Origin of the sequence: Streptomyces sulfonofaciens, assembly GCF_014656295.1 — a bacterium.
In the GTDB taxonomy this organism is placed as follows: domain Bacteria; phylum Actinomycetota; class Actinomycetes; order Streptomycetales; family Streptomycetaceae; genus Streptomyces; species Streptomyces sulfonofaciens.
On the sequence record NZ_BNCD01000019.1, the window covers coordinates 32414 to 48603 of the forward strand.

At 74.0% G+C, this 16190-nt stretch carries 14 protein-coding genes and 1 pseudogene; 11 read left to right on the forward strand and 4 right to left on the reverse strand.

Going from position 1 to position 16190, the window contains the following annotated elements:
• Positions 1-4 precede the first annotated feature (4 nt).
• From IE313_RS26365 to pssA, 6 genes are all read left to right on the forward strand, one after another.
• Complete coding sequence (locus IE313_RS26365) at positions 5-2053, forward strand: ethylmalonyl-CoA mutase (protein ID WP_189936466.1); 2049 nt, start codon at positions 5-7, stop codon at positions 2051-2053.
• Positions 2050-3015 carry an HpcH/HpaI aldolase/citrate lyase family protein gene (locus tag IE313_RS26370; protein WP_189936468.1) on the forward strand — a complete coding sequence of 322 codons (966 nt, stop codon included), beginning with the start codon at positions 2050-2052 and terminating at the stop codon, positions 3013-3015. Before IE313_RS26365 ends, IE313_RS26370 begins: the two co-directional genes overlap by 4 nt.
• A gap of 5 nt (positions 3016-3020) precedes the next feature.
• Entirely contained in the window at positions 3021-3578 is a 558-nt protein-coding gene (locus IE313_RS26375; RefSeq protein ID WP_189936470.1) for a MaoC family dehydratase, read from the forward strand.
• 72 nt (positions 3579-3650) lie between these two features.
• The gene (locus tag IE313_RS26380) at positions 3651-4856 is read left to right on the forward strand and encodes an acyl-CoA dehydrogenase family protein (RefSeq protein ID WP_189936472.1); all 1206 of its coding nucleotides are present in this window, start codon (positions 3651-3653) and stop codon (positions 4854-4856) included.
• A 169-nt stretch (positions 4857-5025) separates the two neighbouring features.
• Positions 5026-5691: a phosphatidylserine decarboxylase gene (locus tag IE313_RS26385; RefSeq protein ID WP_189936475.1), complete on the forward strand. Its 666-nt coding sequence runs from the start codon at positions 5026-5028 to the stop codon at positions 5689-5691.
• On the forward strand, positions 5678-6532 hold the full coding sequence (pssA, locus tag IE313_RS26390; protein ID WP_189936477.1) for a CDP-diacylglycerol--serine O-phosphatidyltransferase: 855 nt from the start codon (positions 5678-5680) through the stop codon (positions 6530-6532). The genes IE313_RS26385 and pssA overlap by 14 nt, the downstream gene beginning before the upstream one ends.
• Before the next feature lie 140 nt (positions 6533-6672).
• On the opposite strand, the gene IE313_RS26395 is transcribed toward pssA, so the two are convergent.
• On the reverse strand, positions 6673-7854 hold the full coding sequence (locus IE313_RS26395) for a glycerate kinase (RefSeq protein ID WP_373317076.1): 1182 nt from the start codon (positions 7852-7854) through the stop codon (positions 6673-6675).
• Positions 7855-8338: 484 nt separating this feature from the next.
• Here IE313_RS26395 and IE313_RS26400 point away from each other — a divergent pair, with 484 nt between their 5' ends.
• Both IE313_RS26400 and IE313_RS26405 read left to right on the forward strand, forming a co-directional pair.
• Complete coding sequence (locus tag IE313_RS26400) at positions 8339-8803, forward strand: NUDIX domain-containing protein (protein ID WP_189936613.1); 465 nt, start codon at positions 8339-8341, stop codon at positions 8801-8803.
• Positions 8804-9174: 371 nt separating this feature from the next.
• Positions 9175-9912, forward strand: coding sequence for an SIR2 family NAD-dependent protein deacylase (locus tag IE313_RS26405; protein ID WP_189936480.1), 738 nt, complete (start codon positions 9175-9177; stop codon positions 9910-9912).
• Between the two features lie 181 nt (positions 9913-10093).
• Here the strand turns inward: IE313_RS26405 and IE313_RS26410 are convergent, their stop codons facing one another.
• The 3 genes and pseudogenes from IE313_RS26410 to IE313_RS26420 all read right to left on the reverse strand — a co-directional run bounded on the left by IE313_RS26410 (position 10094) and on the right by IE313_RS26420 (position 13270).
• Positions 10094-10594 (reverse strand): methylated-DNA--[protein]-cysteine S-methyltransferase, encoded by a 501-nt coding sequence (locus IE313_RS26410; RefSeq protein WP_229924971.1) that lies wholly within the window; start codon positions 10592-10594, stop codon positions 10094-10096.
• 95 nt (positions 10595-10689) lie between these two features.
• Positions 10690-12156 (reverse strand): annotated as a pseudogene (locus IE313_RS26415) (AlkA N-terminal domain-containing protein); the annotation flags it as partial.
• A 163-nt stretch (positions 12157-12319) separates the two neighbouring features.
• Complete coding sequence (locus tag IE313_RS26420) at positions 12320-13270, reverse strand: UbiA family prenyltransferase (protein ID WP_229924972.1); 951 nt, start codon at positions 13268-13270, stop codon at positions 12320-12322.
• Positions 13271-13388: 118 nt separating this feature from the next.
• Between IE313_RS26420 and IE313_RS26425 the strand changes: the two genes are divergently transcribed.
• From IE313_RS26425 to IE313_RS26435, 3 genes are read left to right on the forward strand one after another with little or no spacing between them, the layout of a single operon-like run.
• Complete coding sequence (locus tag IE313_RS26425) at positions 13389-14450, forward strand: type III polyketide synthase (protein WP_189936484.1); 1062 nt, start codon at positions 13389-13391, stop codon at positions 14448-14450.
• A gap of 7 nt (positions 14451-14457) precedes the next feature.
• Positions 14458-14976, forward strand: a complete 519-nt coding sequence (locus IE313_RS26430) for an isoprenylcysteine carboxyl methyltransferase family protein (protein WP_189936486.1) — start codon at positions 14458-14460, stop codon at positions 14974-14976.
• Positions 14973-15989 carry an NAD(P)/FAD-dependent oxidoreductase gene (locus IE313_RS26435; RefSeq protein WP_189936488.1) on the forward strand — a complete coding sequence of 339 codons (1017 nt, stop codon included), beginning with the start codon at positions 14973-14975 and terminating at the stop codon, positions 15987-15989. The genes IE313_RS26430 and IE313_RS26435 overlap by 4 nt, the downstream gene beginning before the upstream one ends.
• Positions 15990-16190: the final 201 nt, after the last annotated feature.

Genomic DNA, 16190 nt, shown 5'->3' on the forward strand with positions numbered 1-16190 from the left:
AGCCATGACCGAGTACCCGGCCGGGCGTGCCAAGGACCGGCCCTGGCTCATGCGGACCTACGCGGGACACTCCACCGCGCAGGCGTCCAACGCCCTGTACCGGCAGGGCCTCGCGCACGGCCAGACCGGCCTGTCGGTGGCCTTCGACCTGCCCACGCAGACCGGTTACGACCCCGACCACGTGCTCGCGCGCGGCGAGGTCGGCCGGGTGGGGGTGCCCGTCGCGCACCTGGGCGACATGCGCAGCCTCTTCGAGGGCATCCCGCTGGAGCGCACCAACACCTCGATGACCATCAACGCCACCGCCATGTGGCTGCTGGCCCTCTACCAGGTCCTCGCCGAGGAGCAGGGACTCGACGAGGGCGGCATCGCCCGGCTGGCCGGCACCACGCAGAACGACATCGTCAAGGAGTACCTGTCCCGCGGGACGTACGTCTTCCCACCGGGCCCGTCCCTGCGGCTGACCACGGACCTGATCGCGTACACCGTCCACCGCATGCCGAAGTGGAACCCGGTCAACATCTGCAGCTACCACCTCCAGGAGGCCGGGGCGACGCCCGTCCAGGAGATCGCCTTCGCGCTCTCCACCGCGGTCACCGTGCTGGACGCGGTCTTCGCCCGCGGTCAGGTTCCCGAGGAGCGCCGCGGGGAGGTGGTCGGCCGGGTCTCGTTCTTCGTCAGCGCCGGGGTCCGCTTCGTCGAGGAGATGTGCAAGATGCGCGCCTTCGGCCGCCTCTGGGACCGCATCACCCGCGAGCGGTACGGCATCGAGGACGCCCGGCAGCGCCGGTTCCGCTACGGCGTGCAGGTGAACAGCCTCGGTCTGACCGAGTCGCAGCCGGAGAACAACGTCCAGCGGATCGTGCTGGAGATGCTGGCGGTGACCCTCTCCAAGGACGCCCGCGCACGTGCCGTGCAACTGCCCGCCTGGAACGAGGCGCTGGGGCTTCCGCGGCCCTGGGACCAGCAGTGGTCGCTGCGCATCCAGCAGGTCCTCGCCCATGAGAGCGACCTCCTGGAGTACGACGACATCTTCGCCGGCTCCGACGTCATCGAGACCGAGGTGGCCGGGCTGGTGGAGCGGTCGCTCACCGAGATGGAACGCATCGAGGAGATGGGCGGCGTGCTCGCGGCCGTCGAGTCGGGCTACCTGAAGGAACGGCTGGTGGCCTCGCACGCGGCGCGCCGGGCCCGTGTCGAGTCCGGCGAGGAGGAGATCGTCGGCGTCAACTGCCACCGGGCGACCGAGCCCAGCCCGCTGACGGCCGACCTCGGCACGGCCGTGCTGAGCGTGGACCCCGGCGCGGAGGCACAGGCGGTGGCGGCGCTCGACCGCTGGCGGGCCACCCGCTGCCGACCGCCGTTCAACCGTCCCCGGCCCTGCAAGGCGCTGGAGCGGCTGAAGGAGGCCGCGGCCGGCACCGAGAACCTGATGGAGGCCACGCTGGAGTGCGCTCGCGCCGGCGTGACGACGGGCGAGTGGGCGGGCGCGCTGCGCGAGGTGTTCGGCGAGTACCGGGCCCCCACCGGCGTCTCCTCCGTGCCGGTCGCGGTGCCCGCGCGGGACGGCACAGGGCTGGCCGACGTCCGTGCCGCGGTGCAGGGCACGGCCGCGGAACTGGGCTGCGGCAGGCTCCGGCTGCTGGTCGGCAAGCCCGGGCTCGACGGGCACTCCAACGGCGCCGAGCAGATCGCGGTGCGCGCCAGGGACGCCGGCTTCGAGGTGGTCTACCAGGGCATCCGGCTGACGCCCGGGGAGATCGTGGCGGCCGCGCTCGCCGAGGACGTGCACTGCGTGGGCCTGTCGATCCTGTCCGGGGCGCACACCGCGCTGGTGCCCGACGTGCTGCGGCGGCTGCGGACGGCAGGTGCGGCGGACGTCCCGGTGGTCGTGGGCGGCATCATCCCCGCCGATGACGCCGAGGCGCTGCGGCGCGCGGGCGTGGCCGCCGTCTTCACCCCGAAGGACTTCGGTATCACGGAGATCATCGGCCGTATCGTCGACGAGATCCGGCAAGCCAACAAGCTCGACCCCGTGGAGGTCCCCGCATGACCGGCCCCGTCAACCGCCTGCGCCCGCGCCGCTCGTGCCTCGCGGTGCCCGGCTCCAACCCGCGCTTCCTGGAGAAGGCCCAGTCGCTCCCCGCGGACCAGGTCTTCCTCGATCTGGAGGACGCCTGCGCGCCGCTCGCCAAGCCGGAGGCCCGGCACACCGTCGTCAGGTTCCTCAACGAGGGCGACTGGACGGGCAAGACGCGTGTGGTGCGGGTCAACGACTGGACGACCGAGTGGACCTACCGCGACGTCGTCACGGTCGTGGAGGGCGCGGGCGCACGTCTCGACTGCATCATGCTGCCCAAGGTCCAGGACGCCCAGCAGGTGGTGGCGCTCGACCTGCTGCTGACGCAGATCGAGAAGACGATGGGCTTCGAGGTCGGCAGGATCGGCATCGAGGCGCAGATCGAGGACGCCAGGGGCCTCGTCAACGTCGACGCGATCGCGGCCGCTTCCCCGCGGCTGGAGACGATCGTCTTCGGGCCCGCCGACCTCATGGCGTCGATCAACATGAAGTCGCTGGTCGTCGGCGAGCAGCCGCCCGGTTATCCGGCCGACGCGTACCACTACATCCTGATGCGGATCCTGATGGCCGCCCGCGCACACGACCTGCAGGCCATCGACGGCCCCTACCTCCAGATCAGGGACGTGGACGCCTTCCGAACGGTCGCGCAGCGGGCCGCGGCCCTCGGCTTCGACGGCAAGTGGGTGCTGCACCCGGGCCAGGTGGCGGCCGCCAACGAGGTCTTCTCACCCTCCCAGGAGGACTACGACCACGCCGAGCTGATCCTGGACGCCTACGCGTACCACACGTCGGAGGCGGGCGGCGCGAAGGGCTCGGCGATGCTCGGCGACGAGATGATCGACGAGGCCAGCCGCAAGATGGCGCTGGTGATCGCCGGCAAGGGGCGCGCCGCCGGCATGCGCCGCACCAGCTCGTTCGAGGCCCCGGAGGCGTGACGCGCATGCGGTTCGGACGCACCTTCGAGGAGTTCGAGGTCGGCGCCGTGTACCGGCACTGGCCCGGCAAGACGGTCACCGAGTACGACGACCACCTCTTCTGCCTGCTGACGATGAACCACCACCCGCTGCACCTGGACGCGCACTACGCCGGGCGGGCCACGGACTTCGGGCGGAACGTCGTGGTGGGCAACTACGTCTACTCGCTGCTGCTCGGCATGTCGGTGCCCGACGTGTCGGGCAAGGCGATCGCCAATCTGGAGGTGGAGTCGCTGCGGCACGTGGCGCCGACCTTCCACGGCGACACCCTCTACGGCGAGACGGCGGTGCTGGACAAGACCCCGTCCAGGTCCCGGCCCGACCGGGGCGTCGTGCAGGTGGAGACCCGGGGCCACAAGCAGGACGGCACGCTGGTGTGCACCTTCCGCCGCAAGGTGCTGGTACCGACGCGGGCGTACGTCGAGGAGCACGGCGGCGAACAGCCCGGCCGTCCGCAGCCCCGCCACCCGCAGGGCCCCGACCCCGCGCACCCCGCGGCCCCGGACACCCCGCGCCCGCAGTGAGCCCGCACAGCCCAGTGACCCCCTCGGAGCCCGGACGGCCCGGGAGCCCGGAGAGCCAGGAGAAGTGACGCCATGAGCCGACTCGCCCAGACCCACGGTCTCACCGACGTCCAGCGGGAGATCCTCGCGACGGTCCGTGACTTCGTCGACAAGGAGATCCTCCCGGTCGCCACCGAGCTGGAGCACCGGGACGAGTACCCGCAGGCGATCGTGGACGGGCTCAGGGAACTCGGGCTCTTCGGCCTGATGATCCCGGAGGAGTACGGGGGTCTCGGCGAGTCGCTGCTGACGTACGCGCTGTGCGTGGAGGAGATCGCCAGGGGCTGGATGTCGGTGTCCGGCATCATCAACACGCACTTCATCGTGGCGTACCTCCTCCAGCGGCACGGCACCCAGGAGCAGCGGGAGCGCTTCCTGCCCCGGATGGCGGCGGGCGAGGTGCGGGGCGCGTTCTCGATGTCGGAGCCGGGGCTCGGCTCCGATGTGGCGGCCATCACCTCCAAGGCGGTGCGGGACGGCGACGCGTACGTGCTGACCGGCCAGAAGATGTGGCTGACGAACGGCGGAACCTCCACGCTGGTGGCCGTGCTGTGCCGGACGGGCGAGGGGCGCGCCGAGGGTGACGCTCCCCACAGGTCCCTGACGTCCTTCCTGGTGGAGAAGGAGCCCGGCTTCGGCGAGGTACGTCCCGGTCTCACCATCCCCGGGAAGATCGAGAAGATGGGCTACAAAGGTGTGGACACCACCGAATTCATCATGGATGGACTGCGCGTTCCCGCGGACCGCGTGCTCGGCGGGGCCACCGGCCGAGGGTTTTACCAAATGATGGACGGAGTGGAGGTCGGCCGCGTCAACGTTGCAGCGCGTGGTTGCGGCGTCGCCCGGCGCGCCTTCGAGCTGGGCATCGCCTACGCCCAGCAGCGGCACACCTTCGGCCGGCCGATCGCCCAGCACCAGGCGGTTCAGTTCAAGCTGGCGGAGATGGCTACCAAGGTTGAGGCGGCTCATGCCATGATGGTGAACGCAGCGCGCAAAAAGGACTCCGGGGAGCGAAACGACCTTGAAGCAGGGATGGCGAAGTACCTCGCCTCCGAGTACTGCAAAGAGGTGGTGGAAGACGCCTTCCGGATCCACGGCGGCTACGGCTTCTCGAAGGAGTACGAGATCGAGCGCCTCTACCGGGAGGCCCCGATGCTGCTGATCGGCGAAGGTACCGCCGAAATCCAGAAAATGATCATCGGGCGGCGGCTCCTCGAGGAGTATCGGTACCAGGGATAGTTTCCGGGTCCCGAGCGGATTTCCCGAGGAGAACGTCACCCGCGGTCATCACGTACCGGCCACCGACTCGGCTTCCTCGCTTGCCGAGTTGCGGCCCGTAACCGATACGATCGCCGGAAAGCCGCCGTCCCCCTTTCCTGCGCGGCATCATCCGCTACGAAGGTCATCCATGCCCCACAGCCAAACCTCTGCACCACGCGACAGCCTCCTCAAAGGACGACTCGCGCGCGGAGCATCGCCGTGGCTTCTGCCGACCGTCGCCACCGCAGCCCTGAGCGTGGCCCGCTCCCTGCGTGCCCCCCGGTCGCGGACCGCGACCGTCCTCGCCGTGCCCACCACCGCCCTCGCGGTGGGCATGCTGTGGTTCTTCCGCGACCCCGAGCGCACCGTCGCCGCCGGTCGGGTGATCTCGCCCGCCGACGGTGTGGTGCAGAGCATCATGCCGTGGAAGGACGGGCGCACCCGTGTCGCGATCTTCATGAGCCCGCTGAACGTGCACGTCAACCGTGCACCGCTGGCCGGCAGCATCACCTCCGTGGAGCACGTTCCGGGTGGTTTCGTCCCGGCGTTCAACAAGGAGAGCGAGAACAACGAGCGCGTCGTCTGGCACTTCGACACCGAGCTCGGTGACATCGAGATGGTGCAGATCGCCGGTGCCGTGGCGCGCCGTATCGTGCCGTACCTCACCCAGGGCAGCAAGGTCGAGCAGGGCGAGCGGATCGGACTCATCCGGTTCGGCTCCAGGGTCGACCTCTACCTCCCCCGCGGTGTGGAGGTCGCGGTCGAGGTCGGTCAGAAGACGGTGGCTGGGGTGACGCGCCTTGACCGTGATTGATCCGGAGACACAGGCCGGCTGGGTGCCGGAGTCCGAGCAGGACGACGACGGCGAGGAGATGCCGCTGTCCCTGCGCCTGTCGATAGCGGACACCCTCACCCTCGGCAACGCGACCTGCGGCTTCATGGCGGTGTACTTCACCACCACGGGCATCCTCATCCCGCACCTGACGGGCAGTGCCGAGTCGGGCATGGCCCGCCATTCGGCGGCCACCGCCGTGATCCTGATGCTGTGCGCCGCCGTCTTCGACCTCTGCGACGGCCTGGTGGCGCGCAAGCTGCGCAGCTCGCCGATGGGGGCCGAGCTTGACAACCTCTCCGACCTGATCAGCTTCGGCCTCGCACCCGCCTACTTCGTCCTCGTCTACGGCATGGTCGCGGACGACGCCCACCAGCGGGTGGCGGCGGTGGGTGCGATCGTGGTGCTGCTCGCCGTGGTGCTGCGGCTCGCCAGATTCTCGTGCGTGACGCTCAAGGACGGCATGTTCCAGGGCATGCCGAGCCCGTTCGGGGCGCTGACGGTCGTCTCGATCGTGCTGCTCGAGCTGCCGTTCGTCGCCACCCTGATGGCGATCATCGGCACCGCGTGGCTGATGGTGAGCCGCGTCGAGTACCCGAAGCCGCGGGGCCGCCTCGCGGCGGCGATGTTGTCCTGGATCGTGCTGAGCATCGGGCTGCTGGCCGCATGGGCCTTCGACGCACCCGGCGGGCAGCTCCTGCTGCAGACCGGCTGCTCGCTCCAGTTGGTGCTGGGCGCGGTGATCCCGCTGTTCGCCACGGCCCGCCGGGTGAACAACTTCCGCGACAACCGCCGCGAGGCCCGGGCGGCGCAGCTCCCGTAGGGGCCGGCATCCGCCGCTGTCCGTGGGCCCGGGTCCTCCTCGAAGGGCCCGGGCCCACGTGCGTTCGCAGGCGAGCGGGGCGCGACACGGCCGCCCAGCCACGGCAGGTACCCCGTCCGCCACGGCGGGCGGGCGGCTTCCTACCCCGGCAGGTCGTGCGCGATCCGTTCGCCGAGGGACTCCAGCAGGGGCCCGGCCTCGGCGATGCAGCGCCCGACGTCGGGCTCGATGTCCGTCAGCGCGTAGGCGCGCCGTATGCCCGCGTCGGCCAGTGCGCCGGGGCGCAGCGCAAGGCGGCCGCAGACCGCGATGACGTCCTTGCCCGCGGCCCCGGCCGCCGCCGCGACACCGGCAGGGGCCTTGCCGTGCAGCGTCTGCTCGTCCAGCGAGCCCTCCCCCGTGATGACGAGCGTCGACCTGCGCAGCGCCGGCGCGAAGCCGAGCACGTCGAGCATCACCTCGATACCCGGCCTGAAGCGTGCTCCGAGGCCCACCAGCGCCCCGTATCCGATGCCGCCGGCCGCTCCGGCGCCGGGAGCGGCCGCCAGCTCCAGGGCCCGGGGCCCGGCGGCTGCGCCCAGGACCTCGGCGAAGTGCGCGAGTGACGCGTCCAGCACCGCCACGTCCGCCCAGGTCGCGCCCTTCTGCGGCCCGTACACGGCCGCGGCGCCCTTAGGGCCGGTCAGCGGGTTGTCGACGTCGCTGGCGAGCACGACGTCGACCTCGGCCAGGCGTGCGTCGAGACCGCTCAGGTCGGCGGTGGCCAGGGTGCCCAGCGGGCCGCCGCCGGGCGCGACCGGACTGCCGCCGGCGGTCAGCAGCCGTGCGCCGAGTGCCACGAGCATTCCGGCGCCGCCGTCGGTCGTCGCGCTGCCGCCCACACCGAAGACGACCGTGCGGGCCCCGGCGTCCAGCGCGGCGCGCAGCAGCTCGCCTGCGCCGTAGGTGGTGGCGGTGAGCGGCGCGAACGCTCCGCGGGGCAGGAGCTGGAGTCCGGCGGCCTCGGCCATCTCCACGACGGCGGTGTCACCGCGCAGCGCGAAGGCCGCTCGCACCTGGTCGCCGAGCGGCCCGGTCACCGGCACCTGATGGCGCTCGAAGCCCGCGGCGACCGCCGCGTCCACCGTGCCGTCGCCGCCGTCGGCGACCGGCAGCGCCTCGACCGCGAGGTCCGGCACCACCCGGCGCAGGCCCGCGGTGAGCCGCTGCGCCACCTGTACGGCGGTGAGCGAGCCCTTGAACTTGTCCGCGGCTATCAGTACCCGCCGCGGTCCCGTGCGGGGCACCGTCTCGGCGTCGGGCGACGGAGCGCCGGCCGGCACCGGCCCGGCACCGGCCGCGGCGGGTCCGGCGCCGGTGGTGTCCCGGCCGGTACCCGCGGGGGTCGTCGCACTCGGCGAGGTCTTCGTCACTGGAGCGTCAGCCACCTTGCATTCCCCTTGCTCATCCGGCCTTGCGTGGCCCTGCGCACGTCAAGGCAGTCGCGCCGCTGCGACCTTAACCGGAGCGGCGGGACGCTGCCCACGGCGGCCACGGTGCGGACGGCGGGCGAATACGGGCGGGGCCCGCGCGGGCCGCAACTACGCTGTCGGTGTGACTGCTGCGGACACCGACACCCAAGCCGATCCTGACCCCCGTCCCCGACCGACCACCGCCACCGCCGCCGGCCCCGACCCCGCCGGGTCCGCCGGATCCGCCGGGGCGGCGGCCGCCACGGCCCCGACCGCATCGGCCCTCGGGTCGCCTGCCGCCGCGAACCCCCCGGGCACAGGGGCGGCCGCCGCTGACCCCGCCTACGCCGCGTACATCGCGGGCCTTCCGCGCGTCCTCGCCGGAGCCGCCACCCTGTTCCGCGACACCGGGGGCCGGGTGCTGCTCGTCGAGCCGAACTACCGCGAGGGCTGGGGCCTGCCGGGCGGCACCGTCGAGTCGGACGAGGGCGAGACGCCCCGGCAGGGCGCGCGGCGCGAGACGGCCGAGGAGATCGGCCTCGACATCGAGCCCGGCCGGCTCCTCGCGGTGGACTGGGCGCGCGGCAGCGGCCGGCCGCCCGTCGTCGCGTACCTCTACGACGGCGGCGTGCTGACCGCCGGGGAGCTGGCCTCGATCCGGCTCCAGGAGGAGGAGCTGCTGTCCTGGCGCATGGTCGCGCCCGACGACCTGGGCGGCCATCTGCCGCCCACGACCACGCGCCGCGTGCTCGCCGCGCTGGAGGCCCTGGACGCCGGTTCGGGCCCCGCGGAACTGGAGGACGGCCACCGCGTGGGATGACGCGCGCCCGCCGTGGGTACGAGCGGGGACCGCCGGCGGCAAGCCCTCCCGGCGCCATCTCCCCCTGACGCGGCCCCGGCCGCCCACCGCGCCCCGCAGCGCCGCCGCCCTCGTCCGCGACGAGCACCGCGCCCCGACCCGGTCGGGGGGCCGGGTACGGGCGGGCCGGTACGGGTGGACCGGTACGGGTGGACCGGTACGGGTGGCGGAGGGCGTCGCGGTTTCGCCGGGGGTCGCCCGGCGTGCCGGGCCGTCAGCCGGTACGCGCGGGCGAACCGGTGTGCCGGCGCAACGGCCGCCCGCCCCGTGGGCCGACCGTCACCGCGCAAACGCCTCGCCCCTCATGGGCCCCGGCACCTACGCTCGGTCGCATGACCACGCCCCTCCTCGCGATCCTCAGCGGCGCAGGCATCTCCACCGACTCCGGGATCCCCGACTACCGCGGCCCGAACGGGCTGTGGCGGCAGGACCCGGAGGCCGAGAAGCTCGTGACGTACCAGTACTACATGGCGGATCCCGACATCCGGCGGCGGTCCTGGCAGATGCGGCGCAGGAACCGGACGCTGCAGGCGAAACCGAACGCCGCGCACCGGGCGGTGGCCGAGTTGGAGCGTTCCGGTGCGCCGGTCCGGGTGATCACGCAGAACGTGGACGGGTTGCACCAGTCGGCCGGGATGCCTCCCCGCAAGGTCCTGGAACTGCACGGCAGCGCACGGAGCGTGGTGTGCACGCGGTGCCACGCACGGGGACCCATGGCCGACGCCCTCGCCCGGGTCGAGGCCGGGGAGGACGATCCGCCGTGCCGGGAGTGCGGCGGGATCCTGAAGTCGGCCACGGTGATGTTCGGCGAGCAGCTCGACCCCGTCCTCCTCGGCGAGGCCGTCGCGGTCACCAGGGCCAGCCAGGTGTTCATCGCCGTCGGCAGCAGCCTCCAGGTGCAGCCCGCCGCGGGGCTCGCCGGACTCGCCGCCGACCACGGCGCACGGCTGATCATCGTCAACGCCGAGCCGACGCCGTACGACGACCGAGCCGACGAAGTCGTCCGGCAGCCCATCGGCACCGCCCTGCCGGAGCTGCTGCGCCGGCTCGGCGCCGAGGGCGGCCACTGACCGCCGTACGCGGCACCCCGCACGGGGCCGGCCCCGAGCCAGGGCCTCCCCGCCCGGAGAGCCCGGGCCCGGGCGGGCGCCGGGCACCCGGCACCGGACACCGGGACGCCGTCACCGGCGGGCTCGGTCCCGACGGCCCGCGGGGCCACGGGGCCGCGGCACCTCGCCGGTCGCGCACGGCTCAGAAGAGCGCCGTCCCGCGTTCGAAGTCCAGCAGCCGCCGTTTGCGGTCGAGGCCGCCGCCGTACCCGGTCAGATCGCCCCTCGCGCCGATCACCCGGTGGCAGGGCACGATGATGCCGACCGGGTTCCTGCCGTTGGCGAGACCGACGGCACGGGACGCCTTCGGGCTGCCGAGGGCGTCGGCGAGTTCGCCGTAGGAGCGGGTCTCGCCGTACGGGATGCGCTGGAGCTGCTGCCAGACGCTCCGCTGGAACGGGGTCCCGCCGAGGCTCAGAGGCAGGTCGAACTCCTTGAGGTCGCCCGTGAAGTAGGCCGTCAACTGCTCGACCGCGGCACGGAAAGGGGCCTCCCCGGGGTCCGCCCGCGGGCCGAACGCCTCCTCGGCGGGGCGGTGCCGCTGGCCGCTCATGTAGAGGCCGGACAGGGCGCCGTCGGTGGCCACCAGGGTCAGCGGGCCGTAGGGGCTGTCCGTACGGGTGTGCACGGTCCGGGCGTTCACGGTGTCACCTGTTTCGCGGGGTCGGGCGGCGGTGTGCGGGGGGCGGGGTCGTTCGGCGGGGTGGCGCGCCGGGGGCTGGTGGCGCCCGCGGGGGGCGGCAGGACGTTGATGGGGTGGTCGTCGGTGGCCCACAGGTACTGCACGGCGTAGGAGCGCCAGGGCCGCCAGGCCGCGGCGCGTGCGGTGAGTGCCGCCGGGGTGCCCGGCAGGCCCGTCAGGGTGGCGGCGCGACGGGTGCCGAGGTCGGTCGGCAGGAACGCGTCCGGGTCGCCCAGCGCGCGCATCGCGATCAGCTCCACCGTCCAGGGCCCGAAGCCGGGCAGGGCGGCGAGCCGGACGCGGGCCTCGGCCCAGTCGCTGTCGGCGCCGAGCCGCAGGGTGCCGTCGGCCAGCCGGCCGACGAGCGTGGTGAGGGTGGTGCGGCGGCTGCGCGGCATCGCGAGCCGCTCGGGATCGAGGGCCGCCAGCGCGCCGGGGGCGGGGAAGAGATGGGTGAGGCCGCCGTGCGGGTCGTCGACCGGCTCGCCGTGCGCGGTGACCAGGCGGGCGGCGTGGGTGCGCGCGGCGGCCGTGGACACCTGCTGGCCGAGCACCGCGCGGACGGCGAACTCCGCCTCGTCGACGGTGCGCGGCACCCGGCGCCCCGGTGCCTTGTCGACGAGCGGAGCGAGCAGTTCGTCGGTGCGCAGCCGGTCGTCCACGGCGACGGGATCGGCGTCCAGGTCGAGCAGGCGGCGGCAGCGGGTGATGGCGACCGGCAGGTCGCGCAGATCGGTGAGGGTCAGCCGGCAGTCGATGTGGGCGGGGGCCGGGGCGAGGGCGACGATGCCGTGGCCGTAGGGCAGCCTCAGCGTGCGCCGGTAGGCGCCGTCGCGCCACTCCTCGACGCCCGGCACGGCCGTCGCGGCCAGGTGCCCGAAGAGGTTGTCGGGGGTGAGCGGCGCTCGGAAGGGCAGCCGGAGCACGAGCACGCCCGCGGTGGCGGCCGCGCCGGACGTCTTCGGCACCCGGGCCCGTAGTGCGCTGGGGCTGAGCGCGTAGACCTCGCGGACGGTGTCGTTGAAGGCGCGGATCGAGGCGAAGCCGGCGGCGAAGGCGATCTCGGCCATGGGCAATGCGGTGGTCTCGACGAGCAGCCGTGCGGTCTGGGCGCGCTGCGCGCGGGCCAGCGCGAGCGGTCCCGCGCCGAGTTCGGCCCGAAGCTGCCGCTCGACCTGCCGGGCGCTGTAGCCGAGCCGGGCCGCCAAACCCGGCACGCCCTCGCGGTCCACCACACCGTCGGCGATCAGCCGCATGGCGCGGGCGACGGCATCGGCGCGTTCGTTCCACTCGGGCGAGCCGGGTGCGGCATCGGGACGGCAGCGCTTGCAGGCCCGGAAACCGGCGGCCTGGCAGGCCGCGGCGCTCGGGTGGAAGCGCATGTTCTCCGGCTTGGGCGGTACGGCGGGGCAGCTCGGCCGGCAGTAGATTCCGGTGGTCAGCACCGCGGTGAAGAACCAGCCGTCGAACCGGGCGTCCTTCGACTGGACGGCGCGTACACACCGCTCGGTGTCGGTGTACATGACCCCAGCATGGCCCACCGCGGTCGCCGGGACTGGCGGAAATCCGACATGAGCCTCGCGCTGCCAGGACTCGCGTCGATGCTTGTCACCGACTCGGATACGGCACGACCCTGCCCCGCCGGCGTCCGGGGAGGTGCCCGGGCAGGCGGCCGTCCCGGCCGCGTCAGGCCAGTGCGCCGCCGTGCAGGACGAGCAGCGTCACGGCGGTCGCGGCCATCGCGAGGGTGGCGAGGAAGGGCACCCTGCTGCGGGTGCCGGACCTGCCGGGCAGCGCGGTGGCCACGGCCAGCGCGGCGGTGACCACGAGCGCGGCCCAGCCCGCCGCGCCCGGCGGCCCCGGAGGGGCGAGCGCCAGGACCGCGGAGGCCGCGACCAGCGGTAGGGGCCCGAGCAGCCGCGCCCACCGCCCGCCAAGGCGCTGCGGCAGGCCGCGCACCCCCGCCGCCACGTCGTCGTCGATGTCCGGGAGCACGTTGGTGATGTGCGCGCCCAGGCCCAGCAGCGCGCCCGCGGCGAGCGACCAGGCCGGCGGCCACGGGCGACCGGGGAGCGAGAGGGTGACGAAGGCCGGCAGCAGGCCGAAGGCCAGGGCGTACGGCAACCAGGACGCACGTGTCCGCTTGACACCGAGGTTGTAGCTCCACGCCGCGGCGACCCCGGTCAGGTGGGCGGCGCCGGCCGCGGGCCCGTTCGCCAGCGAGAGCGGGATGCACAGCGCGAGGGCGCAGCCCGCCGCGAGCGCCACCGTCCGCGGCGTCGCACCACCGGTCACCAGCGGCTTGTCGCGGCGCTTCGCGGCGGTGTCCCGCGCCAGATCGGCCCGGTCGTTGCACCACCCCACCGACAACTGCCCGGTGAGCACCGCCGAGGCCAGGAGCAGGCAGCCGGCGGGGCCGTGGCCTGAGGCGGCCGCCAGGAGGGTGATCAGGGCGGTCACGGCCAGCGTGGGTTCGGGGTGGCAGGCCCGCAGCAGTGCGCGCGCCGGGGAAACCACGCGGCGCGCCCGCGCCCACGCCCCGGCCCCGGCGGTACCGTCCGCCGTGCGCGCCGGTGCACGCTGCCCCTCGGCACCCTCGGCACCCTCGGCAGTGGTACGGCTTTTGGTGCGCGGCACGCCTCGATGCTAGGCCCGCGCCGCTCTTCTGACGGGTCGCCACGACCGAAGGCAACACCTATGAACAACTTGTCCCTATTTCGCTTCTTTTTCTGTGATTCATTTATATGGTCGGGTGATGACGCGAATCGCCGCCGTCCAGGGAGTGCTCCCGCGGCACCGGTACGAGCAGGGCGAAGTCCGGGACGCGCTGCTGGCCATGGGGCTCGTGCGCGAGGAGCGGCGGCAGGTGTTCGACCGGCTGCACACGGGCTCCACCGTGCGCACCCGCCGCCTGGCCCTGCCGCTGGAGCGCTACGGCACGCTCGGTGGCTTCGGCGAGGCCAACGACAGCTTCATCGAGGTGGCGATGGACCTCGGCGAGGAGGCGGTGCGCACGGCGCTCGACGAGGCCGGGCTGCATGCGCGCGACGTGGACCTGGTCATCTCCACCTCGGTCACCGGCATCGCCGCACCCTCCATCGAGGCGCGGCTGGCCGGCTGCCTCGGGCTGCGCCCGGACGTGAAGCGGGTGCCCGTCTTCGGGCTCGGCTGCGTGGGCGGCGCGGCCGGCCTCGCCCGGCTGCACGACTACCTGGACGGCAGGCCCGACCAGGTGGCGGTGCTGCTGTCCGTCGAGCTGTGCTCGCTCACGCTCCAGCGCTCCGACGACTCGGCGGCCAACATGGTGGCGGGCTCGCTGTTCGGGGACGGCGCAGCGGCGGTCGTCGCCGTGGGCCGGGACCATCCCGGCGGCCGCGGGGGCGGGCCCGTGGTGGTGGCGACCCGCAGCCGTCTCTACCCGGACACCGAGCGCCTGCTCGGCTGGGACATCGGGGACGAGGGCTTCCGTATCGTCCTGGGCAGCGACCTGCCCGGGCTGGTGGAGCGCCACCTCGGCCCCGAGGTCCGCTCGTTCCTGGCCGACCACGACCTGAAGACGCAGGACGTGACGGCCTGGGTCTGCCACCCCGGCGGCCCGAAGGTCCTGGAGGCGGTGCGCGACACCCTGGACCTGCCCGCCCGTGCGCTGGAGCTGTCGTGGCGCTCGCTCGCCGAGGTCGGCAATCTGTCCTCGGCCTCCGTCCTGCACATCCTGCGGGACACCCTGGCGCTGCGCCGCCCGCTCGCCGGCACGCCCGGCCTCGTGGTCGCGATGGGGCCCGGGTTCTGCTCCGAACTCGTGCTGCTGCGCTGGTAGGCCGTCGATGACCCCGTACACCCTGCTCATCCTGCTGGTGGCCGCGGAACGGCTCGCCGAACTGTGCGTCGCACGCCGCAACGCCGCCTGGAGCCGCCGGCTGGGCGCCGTCGAGCACGGGCGCGGGCACTACCCGGTGATGGTCGCGCTGCACACCGGCCTGCTGGCCGGCTGCCTGGCCGAGGTGGCCGTGGCGGACCGGTCCGTTGCGCCCGCGCTCGGCTGGCCGATGCTGGCGCTCGCGCTGGCCGCGCAGACCCTGCGCTGGTGGTGCATCACCGCCCTCGGACCGCGCTGGAACACCCGGGTCATCGTCATCCCCGGGCGGCCGCTGGTGACCGGCGGCCCCTACCGGCTGATGCGGCACCCCAACTACCTCGCCGTCGTGGTGGAGGGCGCCGCGCTGCCGCTGGTGCACGGCGCCTGGCTCACCGCCGCCTGCTTCACGCTGGCCAACCTGCCGCTCCTCGCCGTCCGGCTGCGCTGCGAGAACGCCGCCCTGGCCGCGGCGGCCCCGGCCTCGTGATCGACCTGCTGGTGGCCGGCGGCGGTCCCGCCGGACTCGCCACGGCGATCCACGCGGCGCGGGCGGGCCTGGACGTGGTGGTGGTCGAACCCCGCCCGGGGCCCGTCGACAAGGCGTGCGGCGAAGGGCTCATGCCCTCGGCCGTGCGCGCGCTGGCGGAACTCGGCGTCAGCGTCCCGGGCCACGCCCTGCGCGGCATCCGCTACGTCGACCCCCACCACCGGGCGGAGGCCCCCTTCCGCCGCGGCCAGGGCCGGGGCGTGCGCAGGACCGACCTGCACGCCGCGCTGGCCGCCAGGGCCGCGGAACTCGGTGTCGAGGTGGTGGCGGCGCGGGTGAGCGGTTTCAGCCAGGATCGGGACGGCGTCACGGCGGCCGGCGTCACCGCCCGCTACCTCGCGGCCGCCGACGGGCTGCACTCCCCCATCCGCCGCAGCCTCGGCCTCGGGGCCCGGCCCGACGGCCGGGCGGCACGTTACGGGCTGCGCCGGCACTTCGCGGTGGCGCCGTGGACGGACTGCGTGGAGGTGCACTGGTCCCAGCACGCGGAGGCGTACGTCACCCCGGTCGGTCCCCGGCTCGTCGGCGTCGCCGTCCTCACCGGCGAGCGGGCCCCCTTCGAGCGGCAGCTCGCGGGGTTCCCCGAGCTGGCCGCCCGGCTGCCGCCCTCCGCCGTCACGGACGCCCGCGGTGCGGGACCGCTGCACCAGCGGGTGCGCACCCGGGTGGCCGGGCGGACCATGCTGGTCGGCGACGCGGCCGGTTACGTCGACGCGCTGACCGGTGAGGGGATCTCGCTGGCCCTCGCGGCGGCCGGGCACCTCGTACGGTGCGTACGCGCCGGCCGGCCCGAGGACTACGAGCGCGCCTGGCGCCGGCTGTCCCGCCGGTACCGGACGCTGACGGGTGCCCTGCTGTGGCTGCGGCGCCAACCGGCGCTGGCCGCCAGGATCGTGCCCACCGCCGCACGCTACCCGGCCGTCTTCGCCGCTGCCGTCAACCGGCTCGCCTGACCTCCCGCTTCGCCCGGCCAACCCGGCCTCCCGACCTGCCGTCCCGCCGCCCCTGCCCGGCCCGTGCGCCACCGCACCGGAGCACCACCGGGGCGAACTTTCCCCTCTTGTCCCTATATTGGGGAGCAGCCAAGTCATCTCGAGTGAGGGAGGTGCCGTGGGGCCGTCCGCCGCGCGGCGACCGGTTCCCGCCCGGCCGCC